At 29.7% G+C, this 16,988-nt stretch carries 15 protein-coding genes and 1 pseudogene; 9 read left to right on the top strand and 7 right to left on the bottom strand.

Going from position 1 to position 16,988, the window contains the following annotated elements:
• Positions 1-12 precede the first annotated feature (12 nt).
• From ACWYN7_RS04710 to ACWYN7_RS04730, 5 genes are all read left to right on the top strand, one after another.
• Positions 13-957, top strand: coding sequence for an aldo/keto reductase (locus ACWYN7_RS04710; RefSeq protein WP_462858697.1), 945 nt, complete (start codon positions 13-15; stop codon positions 955-957).
• Positions 958-1,009: 52 nt separating this feature from the next.
• A complete protein-coding gene (locus ACWYN7_RS04715; RefSeq protein WP_462858698.1) occupies positions 1,010-2,032 on the top strand; it encodes an XdhC family protein in 1,023 nt (340 codons plus the stop codon).
• Entirely contained in the window at positions 2,033-2,626 is a 594-nt protein-coding gene (locus tag ACWYN7_RS04720; RefSeq protein ID WP_462858699.1) for a nucleotidyltransferase family protein, read from the top strand.
• Between the two features lie 86 nt (positions 2,627-2,712).
• Positions 2,713-6,342, top strand: coding sequence for a metallophosphoesterase (locus ACWYN7_RS04725; protein ID WP_462858700.1), 3,630 nt, complete (start codon positions 2,713-2,715; stop codon positions 6,340-6,342).
• 3 nt (positions 6,343-6,345) lie between these two features.
• On the top strand, positions 6,346-6,729 hold the full coding sequence (locus tag ACWYN7_RS04730) for a DUF423 domain-containing protein (protein WP_462858701.1): 384 nt from the start codon (positions 6,346-6,348) through the stop codon (positions 6,727-6,729).
• Here ACWYN7_RS04730 and ACWYN7_RS04735 read toward each other — a convergent pair.
• The 6 genes from ACWYN7_RS04735 to ACWYN7_RS04760 all read right to left on the bottom strand — a co-directional run bounded on the left by ACWYN7_RS04735 (position 6,721) and on the right by ACWYN7_RS04760 (position 11,067).
• Positions 6,721-7,566, bottom strand: a complete 846-nt coding sequence (locus tag ACWYN7_RS04735) for a hypothetical protein (RefSeq protein ID WP_462858702.1) — start codon at positions 7,564-7,566, stop codon at positions 6,721-6,723. The genes ACWYN7_RS04730 and ACWYN7_RS04735 overlap by 9 nt on opposite strands.
• Positions 7,567-7,619: 53 nt before the next feature.
• A complete protein-coding gene (locus ACWYN7_RS04740; protein ID WP_462858703.1) occupies positions 7,620-8,471 on the bottom strand; it encodes a TPM domain-containing protein in 852 nt (283 codons plus the stop codon).
• Positions 8,471-8,908, bottom strand: coding sequence for a TPM domain-containing protein (locus ACWYN7_RS04745; RefSeq protein WP_462858704.1), 438 nt, complete (start codon positions 8,906-8,908; stop codon positions 8,471-8,473). The genes ACWYN7_RS04740 and ACWYN7_RS04745 overlap by 1 nt, the downstream gene beginning before the upstream one ends.
• 17 nt (positions 8,909-8,925) lie before the next feature.
• Positions 8,926-9,522: a LemA family protein gene (locus ACWYN7_RS04750; RefSeq protein WP_462858705.1), complete on the bottom strand. Its 597-nt coding sequence runs from the start codon at positions 9,520-9,522 to the stop codon at positions 8,926-8,928.
• Positions 9,523-9,637: 115 nt separating this feature from the next.
• Complete coding sequence (locus ACWYN7_RS04755) at positions 9,638-9,967, bottom strand: MerR family transcriptional regulator (RefSeq protein WP_462858706.1); 330 nt, start codon at positions 9,965-9,967, stop codon at positions 9,638-9,640.
• A gap of 137 nt (positions 9,968-10,104) precedes the next feature.
• Positions 10,105-11,067 carry a peptidoglycan DD-metalloendopeptidase family protein gene (locus tag ACWYN7_RS04760; RefSeq protein WP_462858707.1) on the bottom strand — a complete coding sequence of 321 codons (963 nt, stop codon included), beginning with the start codon at positions 11,065-11,067 and terminating at the stop codon, positions 10,105-10,107.
• Positions 11,068-11,226: 159 nt separating this feature from the next.
• On the opposite strand from ACWYN7_RS04760, the gene alaS reads away from it, so the two are divergent.
• The gene (gene alaS / locus ACWYN7_RS04765) at positions 11,227-13,845 is read left to right on the top strand and encodes an alanine--tRNA ligase (RefSeq protein ID WP_462858708.1); all 2,619 of its coding nucleotides are present in this window, start codon (positions 11,227-11,229) and stop codon (positions 13,843-13,845) included.
• Between the two features lie 159 nt (positions 13,846-14,004).
• On the top strand, positions 14,005-14,955 hold the full coding sequence (locus ACWYN7_RS04770) for a GSCFA domain-containing protein (RefSeq protein WP_462858709.1): 951 nt from the start codon (positions 14,005-14,007) through the stop codon (positions 14,953-14,955).
• A 46-nt stretch (positions 14,956-15,001) separates the two neighbouring features.
• Here ACWYN7_RS04770 and ACWYN7_RS04775 read toward each other — a convergent pair whose 3' ends face one another.
• Positions 15,002-15,319 carry a hypothetical protein gene (locus ACWYN7_RS04775; RefSeq protein WP_462858710.1) on the bottom strand — a complete coding sequence of 106 codons (318 nt, stop codon included), beginning with the start codon at positions 15,317-15,319 and terminating at the stop codon, positions 15,002-15,004.
• Between the two features lie 34 nt (positions 15,320-15,353).
• Between ACWYN7_RS04775 and ACWYN7_RS04780 the strand changes: the two are divergent.
• Together ACWYN7_RS04780 and ACWYN7_RS04785 are read left to right on the top strand one after the other, a co-directional pair.
• Positions 15,354-15,854: pseudogene (locus ACWYN7_RS04780) on the top strand (DUF6498-containing protein); the annotation flags it as partial.
• Positions 15,855-15,929: 75 nt separating this feature from the next.
• Positions 15,930-16,988, top strand: coding sequence for a hypothetical protein (locus tag ACWYN7_RS04785; RefSeq protein ID WP_462858711.1), 1,059 nt, complete (start codon positions 15,930-15,932; stop codon positions 16,986-16,988).

Raw genomic sequence — 16,988 nt, forward strand, 5'->3', positions numbered from 1 at the left:
AAGACAAAAATTATGAAAATTGGTTTAGGAACAGCAGCTTTAGGAAGACCACAATATATAAATGTTCGTCTGAAACAAGTAGATAATTCAGATTTAAATGCTTTTAAAAAGCAAAGTTTTTCTGTGTTAGAAAATGCTTATCAATCTGGAGTTCGTTATTTTGATACTGCTCCTGGTTATGGTTTAGCAGAAGATTTAGTTTTAGAATGGTTGCAAACCAAAAACAATAAATCTATAGAAGTAGCTACAAAATGGGGATATACCTATACTGCAAATTTTAATCCTGATGCTAAAATTCACGAAATAAAAGAACACAGTTCAGCCAAATTAAAAGAACAATGGCAATTTTCTAAACAACTTTTGCCTTATTTAAAAGTATATCAAATTCATTCTGCTACTTTAGAAACTGGAGTTTTAGAAAACAAATCCGTTTTAGAACAGCTGGCATTTTTAAAAAAAGAATACAATTTAAAAATTGGTGTAACTACAACAGGAACAAATCAGGTTGAAGTGATACAAAAAGCTTTAAATGTTTGTATTGATGGTGAACAATTATTTGATGTTTATCAGGTTACTTATAATTTTTTAGACCAAAGTTTAATAGAAATTTCTGATGAACTCATCAAACAAAATAAATCAATAGTAATAAAAGAAGCTTTAGCCAATGGTAGAATTTTTAGAAATAAAAAATACCCACATTATCAAAAAACATATACTATTTTAGAAAACTTAGCAAACAAATATAAAGTGGGTGTAGATGCCATTGCTCTAAAATACTGCATACAAACAATACCCAAAAGTGTGGTTTTAAGTGGCGCAAGTAACCCTAATCAATTAAAAGAAAATTTAAAAACTAATTCTTTTGTATTAACTTTAGATGAAATTGAACAATTAAATTCTTTTAAAATTTCACCAGAAATCTATTGGCAAGAAAGAAAAGAGTTGCAATGGAATTAACTTGAACTATAAGCTAAAAACTTTATATTAGTAGCACAATTACTATTATTTAATGATTCACGAACTTAAAGAAATAATCAATCAGGCCGTTATCAATCAACACAAAGGATTGAAAAATGTTTTGGCTTCTGTGGTACATTTAGAAGGTTCATCTTACAGAAAACCAGGCGTAAGAATGTTAATTTCTGAAGATTTAAATTCTGTTGGTGCAGTTTCTGGTGGTTGTGTTGAAAAGGAAATTATTCAGAGAGCTAAATCGGTTTTTGTTGATGGTAAACCCAAAGTAATCACTTACGATGGCAGATACAGATTGGGTTGCGAAGGCATTTTATACATTTTAATTGAACCTATTTTTATTGATGATGCATTTTTAAATGCTTTTTCAAATGCTGTTAAAAAACGAGAAACTTTAAAAATTGATAGTTTTTTTCTAAAAAAAGATGAAGCTTTTGGCTATTTTGGTTCTTTAGTCACTTTTTATAATCAAGAAAAATTTACATTTTCAGAATCATTCATACCTAAAGAAAAAAGTGAAATCGATCTTTTTACGCAAATTTTGCAGCCAGCTTTTAAATTAATTATAATTGGTGGCGAACACGATGCTGTAAAACTGTGTAAAATTGCTGCAAATTTAGGTTGGGAAATTGATGTAATAACGTCTGCAAAAGACAGCAAACAATTGTCCGATTTTCCTGGGGCAAATTCTGTGGTTGGTAATTCTCCAGAAACCATTCAATTTACAGATCTTTCAGAAAATACTGCTATTGTAATTATGAATCATAGTTATGTGCAAGATTTAAAATACGTGGTAAAATTATCAGCATACAAACCAAAATATATTGGTATTTTGGGTGCACCAAAAAGAAGAGAACGTTTATTTAATGAGCTTTTTGAGTTTATTCCAGATATTTCTGACGAATTTTTAGACAATATTTATACGCCTGCTGGTTTACATATTGGTGCAAAAACACCCGAAGAAATTGCAGTTTCTATAGTTGCAGAAATTTTATCGGTTATCAGACAAAAAGAACCTTTTTCTTTAAGGAATATTAATGGTAAAATTCATAGTTCTTAAATGAAAAATATTGCTGTTTTAGTTTTAGCTGCTGGTAAATCTACAAGAATGAAAAGCATAAAACAGCTTGTAAAGCTAGGTAATCAAACCCTTTTAGAACTTACTTTAGATAAAGCAAAACAATTAGCTACAAACTCTATATATTGTGTTTTAGGCGCAAATGCTAATTTGATTAAATTGAAAATTAAAACAGAAAACATCCACTTTATTTTAAATGATAATTATAATAACGGATTGAGTTCTAGTATTATTGCAGGCATTCATCACTTTAAAAAAAACAAAATTCAGTTAGATGGCTTTTTGGTGTTATTGGCAGATCAGCCAGCCATTTCTGTTGCTTATTTGCAAGAAATAATCAATCTATTTCACAAAAACACTTCTAAAATCATTGCTTCTAATTATGGCGATTTTTTAGGTGTACCAGCTCTTTTTCCATCAAAATATTTCGAAGATTTACTATTGATAAAAGGAGATAAAGGCGCAAAAAAATTCATCAATCAAAACACAAAAGACACGCTTTTACCTAAAATAAATGCAAATCTAGTAGATATTGATACCAAACAAGATTTAGATTCGTACAACAAGTCAATTTAAATATTTATTTTTACGCCATGAAAATATTGAAAATTTGTTTTGCGCTTTTACTAGTCTCATTTATACATTCTTGTGCCACTGTAAAAATGCAAGTTACAGAAGGTCAAAAATTTAACATAAAGAAGAATGATGCAAAGCTACTTCATTCATTTTATCTTGTTGGTGATGCTGGTAATTCTGAATTCAATAAAAGAGATTCTGCTTTATCTTACTTAAATCAGGTAATTGAAGAAGCGAATAAAAATTCTACTTTAATTTTTTTGGGTGATAATGTTTATCCAAAAGGAATTCCATCTAAAGGAAAAAAACTACACGAACTTTCTAAATACAGACTAAAAGTACAAACAGATATTGGGAAAAAATTTCCTGGAAAAACTTTATTTATTCCTGGAAATCACGATTGGTACAGTGGTTTAAAAGGATTAAAAAGACAAGAAAAACTAGTTGAAGATGCTTTAGGTAAAAATACTTTTTTACCCGAAAATGGATGTCCGTTAGAAAAAATTGAAGTAAATGATGATATAAATATTATTGTTGTAGACTCTCATTGGTATGTTACAAACTGGGACAATCATCCAGGAATTAACGATGAATGCCAAATTAAAACTCGCGAAAAATTCTTTGAAGAATTAGAGGGAATGATTAAAAAATCGCAAGGAAAAACCACGCTTTTAGCCATACATCATCCTATATTTACAAATGGTCCTCATGGAGGGTATTACTCTTTTAAAAGCCATACAAAACCTTTACCAATTTTAGGAAGTGCGCTAAATATTCTAAGAAAAACATCTGGTGTTACCAATACAGATCAACAAAATGATAAATACAACGAACTTAGAAAACGCATTATTAGTTTAGCACAGCAAAACGAAAAAATAATTCTTGTTTCGGGTCATGAGCATAATTTACAATACATTGTGCAAGACAACATACCACAAATAGTAAGTGGTTCTGGTTCTAAAGTTACAGCTACAAAAAATGTAAACGGAGGCTTATTTTCTTATGGTACACAAGGTTTTGCAAGATTAGATGTGTATACAGATGGTTCTTCTACAGTACACTATTATACTGCAAAAGATCGTAAAATTGTTTATGAAGCAAATGTGTTTGAGGCAGATAGTATTATTGAATTTAAAGCTTTTCCGAATGCAGATCTAACCGAAAAAAAAGCGTCTATTTACACGGATGAAGAAACCACTAAAACTGGCATGTATAATTTACTTTGGGGTAAACGATATCGAAAATATTTTGGTCAAAAAATAAATGCACCAACCGTAAGTTTAGATACTTTATTTGGTGGTTTAAAACCTGTAAGAAGAGGTGGTGGTCATCAATCAAAATCTTTACGATTAGAAGATAAAGAGGGTAAAGAATATGTAATGAGAGCTTTAAGAAAAAATGCTGTACAGTATTTACAAGCAGTTGCTTTTAAAGATCAATATGTAGAAGGGCAATTTAAAAAAACCTACACAGAAAGTTTGTTATTAGATGTTTTTACAGGCTCACACCCTTACGCTCCATTTACCATAGCTCAACTTGCAGATGCCATCAATGTTTATCATACAAATCCTATTTTATTTTATGTGCCTAAACAAGAAAGTTTGGGTGAGTTTAATACAGATTATGGTGATGAGCTGTATATGATTGAAGCCAGAACTGCAGATGGACATGGAGATAAAGAAAGCTTTGGTTATTCTGATGAAATTATAAGCACAGACGATTTACGCAAAAATTTAAAGAAGGACGAAAAATACGTTTTAGACGAAGAAGCATATATAAGAGCTCGTTTGTTTGATATGCTAATTGGAGATTGGGACAGACACCAAGACCAATGGAGATGGGCAGAGTTTAAAGAAAACGACAAAGTGGTTTACAGACCTGTACCAAGAGATAGAGATCAAGCTTTTTCTGTTTTTGCAGACGGAATTTTATTAAATATTTTTACCAAGTTAATACCAGATTTAAGAGGCATGCGCTCTTATGCAGAAGATATTAAAAGCGCAAAATGGTTTAATTTGTCTGGTCATCCTTTAGACATGACATTAATTTCTGCTTCCGATAAAAAGGTTTGGGATAAGCAAGTAAGCATCATTCAAAACCAAATTACAGACCAAGTTATAGAAAGTGCTTTTAAAAATTTTCCAGAAGAAGTAACTGACCAAACCATTAGCGAAATTAAAAGAAAACTAAAAGGTAGAAGAAAAAACCTTCAAAAAATATCTGACAATTATTTTTATTATCTAAATGAATTCCAAGTAATTACAGGAACAAATAAAGATGATTATTTCGAAATTGAACGCTTTGTAAATGGTGATACCAGAATTACAGTATACAGAATTAAAGATGGCGAAAAAGGAATTATTATCCATGATAGAAGATACAAATACGACATTACCAAAGAAATTTGGATTTATGGTTTAGATGATGATGACGAGTTTGTTTTAAGAGGTGCCAATGGTAAAAAAAGCATTAAACTAAAAATTATTGGTGGTTTAAATAACGATGTTTATGATATTGCAGAACCTCATGATGTAAAGGTTTATGATTACAAATCAAAAAAGAATACGTTTATAACAAAAAATATTCATAAAAAAATTACAGACGATTACAAAACCAATACTTACGATTACAAAAAACTAAAACACAAACAAAGTAAAGTTTCGCCAACAATTGGGTATAACCCAGATGATGGCATTAAACTTGGTTTAAAATATCTATTCTTAGTCAATTCTTTTGAAAGAAACCCTTTTACAAGACAACATGTAATTTCTGCAAATTATTATTTTGCAACTGAAGGTTTCGAGTTGGGCTATACATCAGAAATTGCAAATATTTTTGATAGATGGAACTTAGGTTTCGATGCAAAATTCACTAGCCCAAATTATGCCAACAACTTTTTTGGTTATGGAAATAATTCTTTAAATCCAGAAGCTCAAAAAGATGAAGAAAATAGAGATTACAATAGAGTTAAAATTGGGCAAATTAAAATAGGTTCGTTTATAAAGTTAAGAGGAGATTTAGGCGCTGCTTTAAAAGTAGGTTTAAACTACCAAAGTTATGATATAGAAAGAACTGAAGGCAGGTATTTAGAAGCAAATTACGCTGCAGATAACAGAATATTTAAACAACAACATTTCTTAAATACAGAAGCAAGTTACAACTATAAGCATTCAGACAATCCTGCATTTACAACTTTAGGCTTAGAATTCGATACCAAGTTTGGATACACTAGAAATTTAGATGAAAAAAGAAGTTTTGGGTACAACCATACTTCTTTGGCAATTACACACAAATTAATACCTAGTGGTAAATTAGTTTTGGCTTCTAAAGTAAAAGGACAATTTACTTTTGGTAATAATTTCGAGTTTTATCAGGCTGCCACCATTGGTGGTAATGATGGTTTACGTGCCTACAGAAATGAGCGTTTTACAGGTAAAAACGCATTTTATCACACTACAGATGTGCGCCTAAATTTAAGAAGTGTTAAAACAAGTTTATTACCTATGAATATCGGAATTTTTGGTGGCTTTGATTATGGTAAAGTTTGGCACACACCAGATAATTTAACCATACCAATTACTGAAAACGGAACACCAAATACTTCTTATGGTGGGGGAATATTTTTTAACGCTGCCAATATTTTTGTGGGTAATATAGGCGCTTTTAATGGCGATGATGGTATGCGAATTGCATTTAAGGTAGGTTTTGATTTTTAAATTATGAGTCAATTAGCATTAATTTCTGGTAGTATTTTTGGGTGTTTAGCAATCATTTTTGGTGCATTTGGAGCACATCTTTTAAAGAAAACTCTAAGTACAGACCAACTACAAAGTTTTGAAACAGGCGTAAAATACCAAATGTATCATGCCATTGTTTTGCTAATTTTAGGCTTTAATTTAGATGCTACTTTAACCATAGATAATTATATAGTTAATGCATTTATAATTGGTGTAATTCTGTTTTCTTTCTCTATTTACGGACTTGTTATTTCATCAGCAAAAAATAAGAAACTTAAATTTTTAGGTCCAATTACGCCTTTAGGAGGCTTGTTTTTAGTAGCTGCTTGGGCTTTATTATTGTATAAATATGTAGTTTTATTCTAATTTTAATTGATATAAATTACCACCTTCTCCACCAGATTTTTCATCAGTAATTAATAAAGTAGTAGTATCTTTAAAACAGATGCCTTCTTTTTGGGTTTCGTGGGTCAATTCTATTTCTTTTACTTTTCCTGATAAAAAATTATCACCTTTAAAATCGGTAAAAATTAGAATATTTTTTTGTGATAACAGCACCACTTTTTTACCATCGTTAGAAATATCAGCAGAAGTAATCCAAGAATCCGTTTTATTTCCATTATCAAATTCGCCAATTAACTTGGCTGTATGTTCTCCTTTTTTAGCAGGGATTTTATACAATGATGTTTTGCCGTATTTTTTCTTTGTTCTACTTTTTGTAAAAATATAAAGGTGATTTTTAAAGTAAAAAAAAGATTCTGCATCAAAGAATAGGTTTTTCTTTTTTGGTGGAAACTTATTTTGATCTTCATACTCAAATTCAATCTTTTCTACCTCAGCATTTTTTTTATCTAAATACTTTTTATCAACTTTAAGAATACGTAAATTTTTTCTTTTGTTAGTATTGTTTCCAAAATCGCCAATGTAAATATTTCCATTTTGGTCGGCTGTTAAATCTTCCCAATCATGGTTTTTTGTTTTAACGTAAATTTCTTTTAAAATTTTACCCTCTTCAGAAACTGCAAATAATTTTGGTTGATTTCCAGAATCATTCAACATCCAGATAAAATCTGAACCTTGTATTGTTTCTGTACCAGAAACTTCATCTAAAACTTTTGGTAAATCTGCAAGCATTTCTAGTTGTCCAAAATTCTGACAACTAAATAAAAATAAAAAACAGAAAGAAATCAGTAGTTTTTTCATCAACATTTTTTTTTGAAATTTATTTAGATTCTTTAAGTAGATAAATTTTAAGATTACCAACCTCCAGAAGCACCTCCACCTCCAAAAGAGCCACCTCCAAATCCGCCACCAAATCCACCTCCGCCAAAAGAGCCTCCACCAGAAGAACCACCAAAACCACCACCAAAGCTACCTCCACCTCTACCAGCGTTGCTTAAAATAATGGTATCTAAAATTGTGCCTGCTACAGAACCTCTTCTATAACCTCTTCCTCCACCTCTATTGTTTTTATTTCCTCTAGAAATAAGGATAAAAAAGATGATGATAAAAATAACGAAAATGATAACTCCAGGATCAAAACCCTCTGATTCTTGTTGTCGAGTTCCTTTAAACTCGCCCATTAAAGTTCTAAAAATATAATCTGATCCTTTGTCTAAACCAGCATAAAAATCTCCTTTTCTAAACTCTGGAATTATAATTCTATCTATAATTCTCTTCGATTGAAAATCTGTCATTAAATGCTCTACTCCTCTACCATTTTGGATGGCAATTTTTTTATCGTCTTTAGCTAATAAAATAAGAATTCCATTGTCTTTTTCTGCATCTCCAATCCCCCATTTTTCTCCCCAATTTGCAGCTAAATAATTAATGTTTTCACCTTCTGTGGATGAAATAATAGCAATTACAATTTGTGTAGAAGTAGTATCTGAATATTTTACTAATTTATGTTCTAAGCTCTTTTTTTGGTTTGATGAAAGCAAGCTTACATAATCGTAAACACTAGTTTGAAATTTAGGTGTTTCAGGGATTTTAAATCCTTGAGAAAAGGTATTTAATGAAAAAATAAAAGCGGTTACAAACAAGAACTTTTTAAACATACTTGTCCACTGAAAACTATTTTTAAAAAATTGTTTACGAATCATCATTATCCTTTAGAAATTTCATTAGAAAGTTCGTTTTCATCATCTATTTGCCAAGGAAAATGTGCTTTTAATTCTTCGCCAGCTTTTAAAATTCCATCAACAATTCCTTGTTTAAAATTGGCGTTTTTAAAATGATTTTGCATCACATCTTTAGTTGTATTCCAAAAATCTGTTGGCACCACTTTATTGATTCCTTTATGACCATAAATTACAAATTTCTTGTCTTTTACGGCTACATAAATTAGCACTGCATTTTCGTCTTTGGTGTTGTTCATTTTTAAGAGATGAAAAACTTCTAAAGCACGTTTGTAATGGTCTTTATCTGTTGTAGCTTCTATATGCACACGAATTTCGCCAGAAGTGTTTTTTTCTGCAACTCTAATTGCAGCAATAATTTCTTGCTCTTCTTCTTTGGTTAAAAAAGCTTCTACTTTAGACATTGTTTTGTTGTTCTTAATTAAAAATCAAAGTTTACATCTGGTGCATTTTCAGAACCTGGGTTAGATTTGTATCTAGCCATTTCATCGAAATTAAACCAACCAGCAAATACTGAATTTGGAAAAACTTTAATGTGTTTATTGTATTTATTTACATCTTCGTTAAAACGATCTCTAGCAACATTTATTCTGTTTTCTGTACCTTCTAACTGACTTTGTAATTCTAAGAAATTCGCATTGGCTTTTAAATCTGGATAACGTTCTACAGAAACTAATAATTTAGACAATGCACCTGTTAAACCAGATTGAGCTTGTTGAAATTGTGCCATATTTTCTGGTGTTAAATCACCAGCATTAATATTAACAGAAGTTGCTTTAGCTCTTGCATTAATAACATTGGTTAATGTTTCTTTTTCAAAATCTGCAGCTCCTTGTACGGTTTTTACCAAATTACCAATTAAATCGTTTCTACGTTGGTAAGCGCTTTCTACATTAGACCATTCTGTTTTTGCATCTTCTTGTAAAACAACAGCTTCGTTATTAAATCCTTTTGCTCTACTGTATCCATAAAAAGCTAAAACTGCTATAATTATTACTGGAATTAACCATTTTTTCATAATTTCTATATTTTAATTGATTGATTTTTTGTGTTACAATATTATCGATTATTCTTTAGAATCTAAAAAATAATGAACGGTTTTCTAAGGATTAGACACAACAAATAAACATTTGTTACAACTGATTTTTAATTTTAATCAATTCTGCTTTTACACTTTCTAATCTGCTAATAATTTCGTGATTATTAAAAATACCTTCCGGATTTTTTTTAAGCTTTTGCTTGGCGCCTTCTAAAGTAAAACCTCTTTCTTTTACTAAATTAAATATTAGCTTAAAGTTCTTGATATCTTCTTGTGTAAAAAGTCGATTGCCTTTGGCGTTTTTTTTAGGCTTAATAATAGCAAACTCTTTTTCCCAAAAACGAATTAAGGAAGCATTTACACCAAACGCTTTGGCAACTTCGCCTATTTTATAATAACGTTTTTCGGGTAAATCTATGTGCATTTTTCAATATTCAGTTTTTCAAAGTTAAAAAAGACTTTTAGAAGCTTAGGTAAACAATTGATTATTTTTTCATTTTTTTTCAATCCATGTCCAACTATCAACTTTAGTCTTGTCCCTTGTCTCTAAAACTAAAAATACTAATCGTAAGATTGACTTTCTTCTGAGGCTTGTTGTAGTTTGGCAAATTCATCCAAAGATAAATCTCCGTAATAAAAATTAATCGGATTTAAAGCCCTGTCGTTTTTATGCACTTCATAATGTAAATGTGGTGCAACAGACAAACCTGTATTACCTACATAACCAATTAAATCTCCTCTTTTAACTTCTTGGCGTCTTTTAACCACCATTTTGCTTAAGTGCGCATAAATTGTTTTGTAACCATAACCATGATCTATGTAAATTACATTTCCAAAAGTGCTACTTCTTTGTGCTCTATAAATTTTTCCATTTCCAGAAGCATACACAGGTGTACCTTTTGGAGCTGTAAAATCCATCCCTTTATGAAATTTATTGATTTTTAATATAGGATGCATTCTCATTTTATAACCAGAAGCTACATAAAAATCTCCTTTTTTAATCGGTAAAATTGCAGGTATTGCTGCTAACATTTCTTTTTTCTCTTTGGCTAAATCTACAATTTCATCTAAAGATTTAGATTGTACTACCATTTGTTTTGATAATATATCTACTTCTTTTGTGAGCTTTTTAATTAAATCAGAATTATCAAAACCATCTAAATTTTTATAACGATTTACACCACCAAAACCAGCTTTACGCTGCTCTTCTGGTATTGGGTTTGCTTCAAAATAACTTCGGTAAATATTGTTGTCTCTTTCTTGTAGTTGAGATAAAATAGAAGAGCTTTCTTCTAATCTTTTCTCTATCAGTTCGTAATGAAACTTTAAGTTTTCTAACTCTCTTTTTTGAGCTCTTTCTGAGGGAGACATTAAAATCTGACTAAAGCCTATAAAACCAAAAAAAGCAATTAAAATTACCCCTAAAATGCTAAATATTACTTTACGATAATAATCGCTCTTTTTTACTTCAATTTTTCTGTAAGAAAGCGTAGTCTCATCATAATAATATTTTACTTTTGCCATATTCTTAATTATACTATTTTTGTGTTTTTTGTAACGTTATATTTAAATAACCTTACTTAAATAACAAACAAATTTACAAAATGTTTTACAACTGCTTATTTTATAGCAGTTTTTTAAAAATAAATTAACAAAATCCAACTTGTTGGAAACTTCTTTTTTATGAAATCTCAAGAAATTCGCGCTACTTTTTTAAACTTTTTTAAAGAAAAATCTCATTTAGTAGTTCCTTCTGCACCAATGGTTACAAAAGATGACCCAACATTAATGTTTACCAATGCTGGTATGGTTCCGTTTAAAGAATATTTTTTAGGAAATGGAACTCCGAAAAAGAATCGAATTACAGATTCGCAAAAATGCTTGCGTGTTTCTGGTAAACATAACGATTTAGAAGAAGTGGGTTACGATACCTATCATCATACTTTATTCGAAATGTTAGGCAACTGGTCTTTTGGAGATTATTTTAAAAAAGAAGCTATTGCTTGGGCTTGGGAATTATTGACTGAGGTTTACAAAATTGATAAAGACATTTTATACGTTACTGTTTTTGAAGGATCTGATGATGCTGACAATTTAGAAATGGATACAGAAGCCTATGATATTTGGAAACAATTTATTGCTGAAGATCGTATTTTAAAAGGTAACAAGAAAGATAATTTTTGGGAAATGGGCGATCAAGGCCCATGTGGACCTTGTTCTGAAATTCATGTTGATATTCGTTCTGCAGAAGAAAAAGCAAAAGTAGATGGTAAATCTTTGGTAAACAAAGATCATCCTCAGGTGGTAGAAATCTGGAACTTGGTTTTTATGCAATACAACCGAAAAGCAAATGGTTCTTTAGAAGAATTACCAAACAAACATATAGATACAGGTATGGGGTTTGAGCGTTTGTGTATGGTTTTACAAAACGTGCAATCGAATTACGACACTGATGTTTTTACACCAATTATTAGCCAAATTGGCACAATAACAAATACTTCTTATGGTAAAAACGAACAACAAGATATTGCAATTCGTGTAATTTCTGATCATGTTAGAGCTGTCGCTTTTTCTATTGCTGATGGTCAATTACCAAGCAACACAGGTGCAGGTTATGTAATTCGTAGAATTTTAAGACGTGCAGTAAGATATGGTTTTACTTTTTTAGATAAAAAAGAACCATTTATTTATAGATTGGTAGCCGTTTTAAGTGAAAAAATGGGTACTGCTTTCCCAGAATTAAAAGCCCAAAAACAACTGATAGAAAACGTAATTAAAGAAGAAGAAACTTCATTTTTACGCACTTTAGATCAAGGTTTAGTTTTGTTAGATGGTATTATTGCATCAGCAAAAACTAAAGAAATTTCTGGTGATAAAGTATTCGAATTGTATGACACTTTCGGATTTCCTATAGATTTAACTGCTCTAATTTTATCAGAAAAAGGATACACTTTAGACGAAAAAGGTTTTGAAGCAGAATTGCAAAAACAAAAAAATAGATCGCGTGCAGCAAGTGAAATGTCTACAGAAGATTGGACAGTTTTAGTAGATGATGCTGTTCAAGAATTTATTGGTTATGATTTTTTAGAAGCCAAAGTAAAAATTACACGATACAGAAAAGTTACTTCTAAAAAAGATGGAACAATGTATCAACTCGTTTTTAATTTAACTCCTTTTTATGCAGAAGGTGGAGGGCAAGTTGGTGATAAAGGCTATTTAGAAAACGCAAATGGCGATGTAATTTATATTGTTGATACCAAAAAAGAAAACAATGTAATTATTCATTTTACTAAAAACTTACCTAAAAATGTAAACGATGTTTTTAAAGCTGTTGTTGATGAAAAACAACGTCATAGAACTGAGTGTAACCACACTGCAACCCATTTATTACACCAAGCATTAAGAGAGGTTTTAGGCACACATGTAGAACAAAAAGGTTCTGCTGTACATTCTAAATATTTACGTTTCGATTTTTCTCATTTTTCTAAATTAACTGTTGATGAATTACGTGACGTAGAAAACTTTGTAAATGCTCGTATTTCTGGCAAACTACCTTTAGAAGAAAGTAGAAATATTACCATGGAAAAAGCAATTGCAGATGGAGCAATGGCATTATTTGGCGAAAAATATGGAGATACTGTTAGAGCCATTAAATTTGGAAAATCCATAGAACTTTGTGGAGGTACACACGTAAAAAACACTGGTGATATTTGGCATTTTAAAATAAAATCTGAAAGTGCTGTTGCTGCAGGAATCAGAAGAATTGAAGCCATTACAAATGATGCTGTTAAAGATTTTTATTTTGATAATAACAGAACTTTATTCGAAGTAAAAGATGTATTAAACAACGCAAAAGATCCTGTAAAAGCAATTCAAAAATTACAAGATGAAAATGCTGATTTACAAAAACAAGTTGAGCAACTTTTAAAGGAAAAAGCACAAAATTTATCAGGAGAAATTAAAAATCAATTACAAGAAATTAACGGAGTGCAATTTTTAGCTACTAAAGTAGATTTAGATGCAAACGGAATTAAAAACCTTGCTTTTGGTTTGGGTAAAGAACATCAAAATTTATTTTTATTATTTGCTTCTGCTCCAACAAAAGAAAAAGCACTATTAACCTGTTATATTTCTAAAGAATTAGCCAACGAACGTGGTTATAATGCAGGTACTGTGGTAAGAGAATTAGGTAAATTAATTCACGGAGGTGGAGGTGGACAACCTTTCTTTGCAACTGCTGGTGGTAAAAATCCTGGAGGAATTCCTAAAGTTTTAGAAAAAGCAAAAGAATATATAGTTTAAACTATTTTATACCCAGTATTTTATTAAATGTTTTTATTTCGCATTTATAAAACTTTAATAACTTACTTTTAAATGATTGGTATTTTTTGTCTTTATTTTTCATGATTTATGGTTTTTATTTTAAAGATTAGACGCTTATAATTGAAAATGTTACAATAAATGAATTTGCAAACTAGAATACCTTTAAAGCAAGCATCTAAAAATCTAATTGATTACAATTCTAAACTGTTATTATTTGGCTCTTGTTTTTCTGAAAATATTGGAAACCAATTCAGTTATTTTAAGTTTCAATCTACGCAAAATCCGTTTGGTATTTTATTTCATCCGATAGCAATAGAGAATTTAATTACGAATGCCATCAACCAAAAAAAATACACAGAAAAAGATTTAATTTATCAAAATGAAATTTGGCATTCTTTTGATGCACATTCTAGCTTAAGTTCTTTAGATCAAAATGAAATTTTACACAACTTAAACTCAGCAATTTCTGCTACTCATCAACAAATAAAAGATGCTTCGCATATTATCATCACATTAGGAACTTCTTGGGTGTATAGACATATAGAAAGCGATAAAATTGTGGCTAATTGTCATAAAATTCCGCAAAAAAAATTCTTAAAAGAGTTGATCTCTGTGGATGAAATTACAGAAAGTTTACAAGCTATAATTGCTTTAATAAAAACAGTGAATACTAAGGTAGATATTATTTTTACAATATCGCCTGTAAGGCATTTAAAAGATGGTTTTATAGAGAATACGCAAAGTAAAAGTCATTTGATAACTGCAATTCATGAAGTAATTGAGCCAAGAACACACACACATTATTTTCCTTCTTATGAAATTATGATGGATGAATTACGCGATTATCGTTTTTATACAGAAGATTTAATTCATCCGAATAAAACAGCTGTAAACTATATTTGGGAAAGATTTTTGGCGACTTGGTTTTCTGATGAAACCACATCAACAATGAAAGAAATAGATGTTATACAAAAAGGAATTTTGCACAGGCCTTTTAATGAAAATTCCGAGCAACATCAGCAGTTTTTAAATAAATTAGATATAAAAAAACAGGCACTTCAAAAGCAATTTACTCATATTACTTTTTAAAAAAAGTAAGCCCGTTAAAAATAACAGACTTACTCAATTTATAATATTAAAACCCGATACTTACTCTAGGCAAACCTACTCTAACATTTGTACTGGTTCTTGTTCTATATCTTGGTTCTCTTCTATACTCAAAATGATAATAATATGTTGCATGTTTATGGTAATAATGACCATGAGAACAATGATTGTTACAATGCCTATTATGTTCTGCATATGCATCTCTTTTTCCTTTCATGTAAGCTTTGTAAGCTTCTTTATCTTTTTTCTTTAAATCTTTTTCATACGCTTTTTGTTCTTTCCAAAATTTTCTTTCTTCTTTTTTTGTTTCTGCTATTTTTAATGTGCTAAAAATGCTTTGGAGCATACTTTATGGCAAATAAAAAAAATCTGATTTTGGTCTTATTTTCTTTTTTATAGTTCATTATGGTTTTTTTGTAGCAATTCAATCTATTTTTGGCTTTGCTCTTTTTGGTATAGAAAGTAATGAAACTATAAAAGAACCTTTTCATCTTATAGAAAATTATGGTGCCATTTTAAATTTAGAAGATATAAAATATGCTCTACCTGCCATTATTTTTACACATTTAGGCAAATTTATTACAGATTATATTGGTAATAGAAAATACGAAATATTTACTGCTAAAGAAATTATGTTTAAACCATATGTTCGTATTTTTTTACAGCAATTTGTAGTAATTATCTCGTTCTTTTTTATTGTATTTAGTGGTGCTAGTGTTATTGCTGCTATTTTATTAATTCTTTTTAGGTTGATGGTAGATTTAACTTTAGAATCTATTAGAGAAAACTCTAAAACCATAGACTTTCTATCAGAAAAATTAGAAAACGAAAAAGCAAGTAAAGAAGAAATAAAAAAACAGCTTATTATTTTTACTGAGTAAAATATACGTCAAATGACGTATTGCACCAGTTTTGTGTTTTAAAGAGATTTGTAAAGTAACTTTAAAACCCTTAAAATGAAAAAAATATTAATATCACTTTCTATTATAGTTTTTTGTTTTTCTTTAAAAGCTCAAGAAATACAAAACTTTGAACCTAAAAACAATACTTACGGATTAAGAAATCTTAAAAAAAATCCGAAAAAAATTTACATCGCAAATTTTAATGTAAATATTCAAATTTATAAAGACGCACAAGACAGAAAAACTGGTAGTAAAGATTATAGGAAGGGAAAAGTTGTTGGAGATGCAAAAGCAGTTGCAGCTGTTGGTTTAGGAAATTTGGATAAAGATATGATACAGAATAAAGTTAATCAACTTTATAATGAATACATATCAGAATTAAAAAACAATGGGTTTGAGATTATTTCAGCTAAAATAGCTGGACAAATAGACAGTTATAAAGACTGGACTAAGGCAGATGGACCTTTTTTAAAAGAATCTAAAATACCAGGAGTTATTCAAATAATTCCAGCAAACTACAGCTACTATTACAAAGAGCAAAGTAAATTAAAAAGTAAACTAATTAAAAAACTAAGAGTAAATGCAAATATTTCTTCAGCAATCTCTAAAGAATTAGAGAATGCATTGGTTAGTGATGTTGAATTGTATTTTCTATTTACAGAAGATGGTGCTAAAGATTGGTTAAAAGGAAATGCAGCAAAAGTTAAAATTAATGTGAATTACAGGTTAATAAATTCCACAACAATTACTAATATCAAAAAAAGCAAAAGTTTATTCTCTATAGGTAGTAAAACATTTGATCAAGTAAACACAAGAGTTGATTTTACACAAGGTAAAAATAAAATTGGAGGAAGTGCTTTAAGCACATATTTAGGGTCGTTAAAAAAAGATTTAGAAATAAATGGAGTTATTAAAAAAGATAAAATAGTTGCATATCAAAGACAAGATTCAGATAGAATTACTTCTTTTAAAAACTTTGCAATTGCAGAAGACAGAATTAGTAAAACCGCAAATATTATAGAAGTTGATTCTAATAAATTTTCTGAAGGCTTTTATTTAGCAGGAAAAGAATTTATTTTTTATCATTTAAAAGAATTATTAGAAAACTATTAA

It is taken from the genome of Polaribacter sp. M10, assembly GCF_054968445.1.

What these genes read in the sequence shown, in the direction of transcription:
- ACWYN7_RS04715 (WP_462858698.1), top strand. Translation starts at nt 1,010, where the DNA reads ATGATTCACGAACTTAAAGAAATAATCAATCAGGCCGTTATCAATCAA.
- ACWYN7_RS04750 (WP_462858705.1), bottom strand. Translation starts at nt 9,522, where the DNA reads ATGAAAAAATGGTTAATTCCAGTAATAATTATAGCAGTTTTAGCTTTT.
- ACWYN7_RS04740 (WP_462858703.1), bottom strand. Translation starts at nt 8,471, where the DNA reads ATGATGATTCGTAAACAATTTTTTAAAAATAGTTTTCAGTGGACAAGT.
- alaS (WP_462858708.1), top strand. Translation starts at nt 11,227, where the DNA reads ATGAAATCTCAAGAAATTCGCGCTACTTTTTTAAACTTTTTTAAAGAA.
- ACWYN7_RS04730 (WP_462858701.1), top strand. Translation starts at nt 6,346, where the DNA reads ATGAGTCAATTAGCATTAATTTCTGGTAGTATTTTTGGGTGTTTAGCA.
- ACWYN7_RS04745 (WP_462858704.1), bottom strand. Translation starts at nt 8,908, where the DNA reads ATGTCTAAAGTAGAAGCTTTTTTAACCAAAGAAGAAGAGCAAGAAATT.
- ACWYN7_RS04725 (WP_462858700.1), top strand. Translation starts at nt 2,713, where the DNA reads ATGCAAGTTACAGAAGGTCAAAAATTTAACATAAAGAAGAATGATGCA.
- ACWYN7_RS04755 (WP_462858706.1), bottom strand. Translation starts at nt 9,967, where the DNA reads ATGCACATAGATTTACCCGAAAAACGTTATTATAAAATAGGCGAAGTT.
- ACWYN7_RS04770 (WP_462858709.1), top strand. Translation starts at nt 14,005, where the DNA reads ATGAATTTGCAAACTAGAATACCTTTAAAGCAAGCATCTAAAAATCTA.
- ACWYN7_RS04735 (WP_462858702.1), bottom strand. Translation starts at nt 7,566, where the DNA reads ATGAAAAAACTACTGATTTCTTTCTGTTTTTTATTTTTATTTAGTTGT.
- ACWYN7_RS04710 (WP_462858697.1), top strand. Translation starts at nt 13, where the DNA reads ATGAAAATTGGTTTAGGAACAGCAGCTTTAGGAAGACCACAATATATA.
- ACWYN7_RS04760 (WP_462858707.1), bottom strand. Translation starts at nt 11,067, where the DNA reads ATGGCAAAAGTAAAATATTATTATGATGAGACTACGCTTTCTTACAGA.
- ACWYN7_RS04785 (WP_462858711.1), top strand. Translation starts at nt 15,930, where the DNA reads ATGAAAAAAATATTAATATCACTTTCTATTATAGTTTTTTGTTTTTCT.
- ACWYN7_RS04720 (WP_462858699.1), top strand. Translation starts at nt 2,033, where the DNA reads ATGAAAAATATTGCTGTTTTAGTTTTAGCTGCTGGTAAATCTACAAGA.
- ACWYN7_RS04775 (WP_462858710.1), bottom strand. Translation starts at nt 15,319, where the DNA reads ATGCTCCAAAGCATTTTTAGCACATTAAAAATAGCAGAAACAAAAAAA.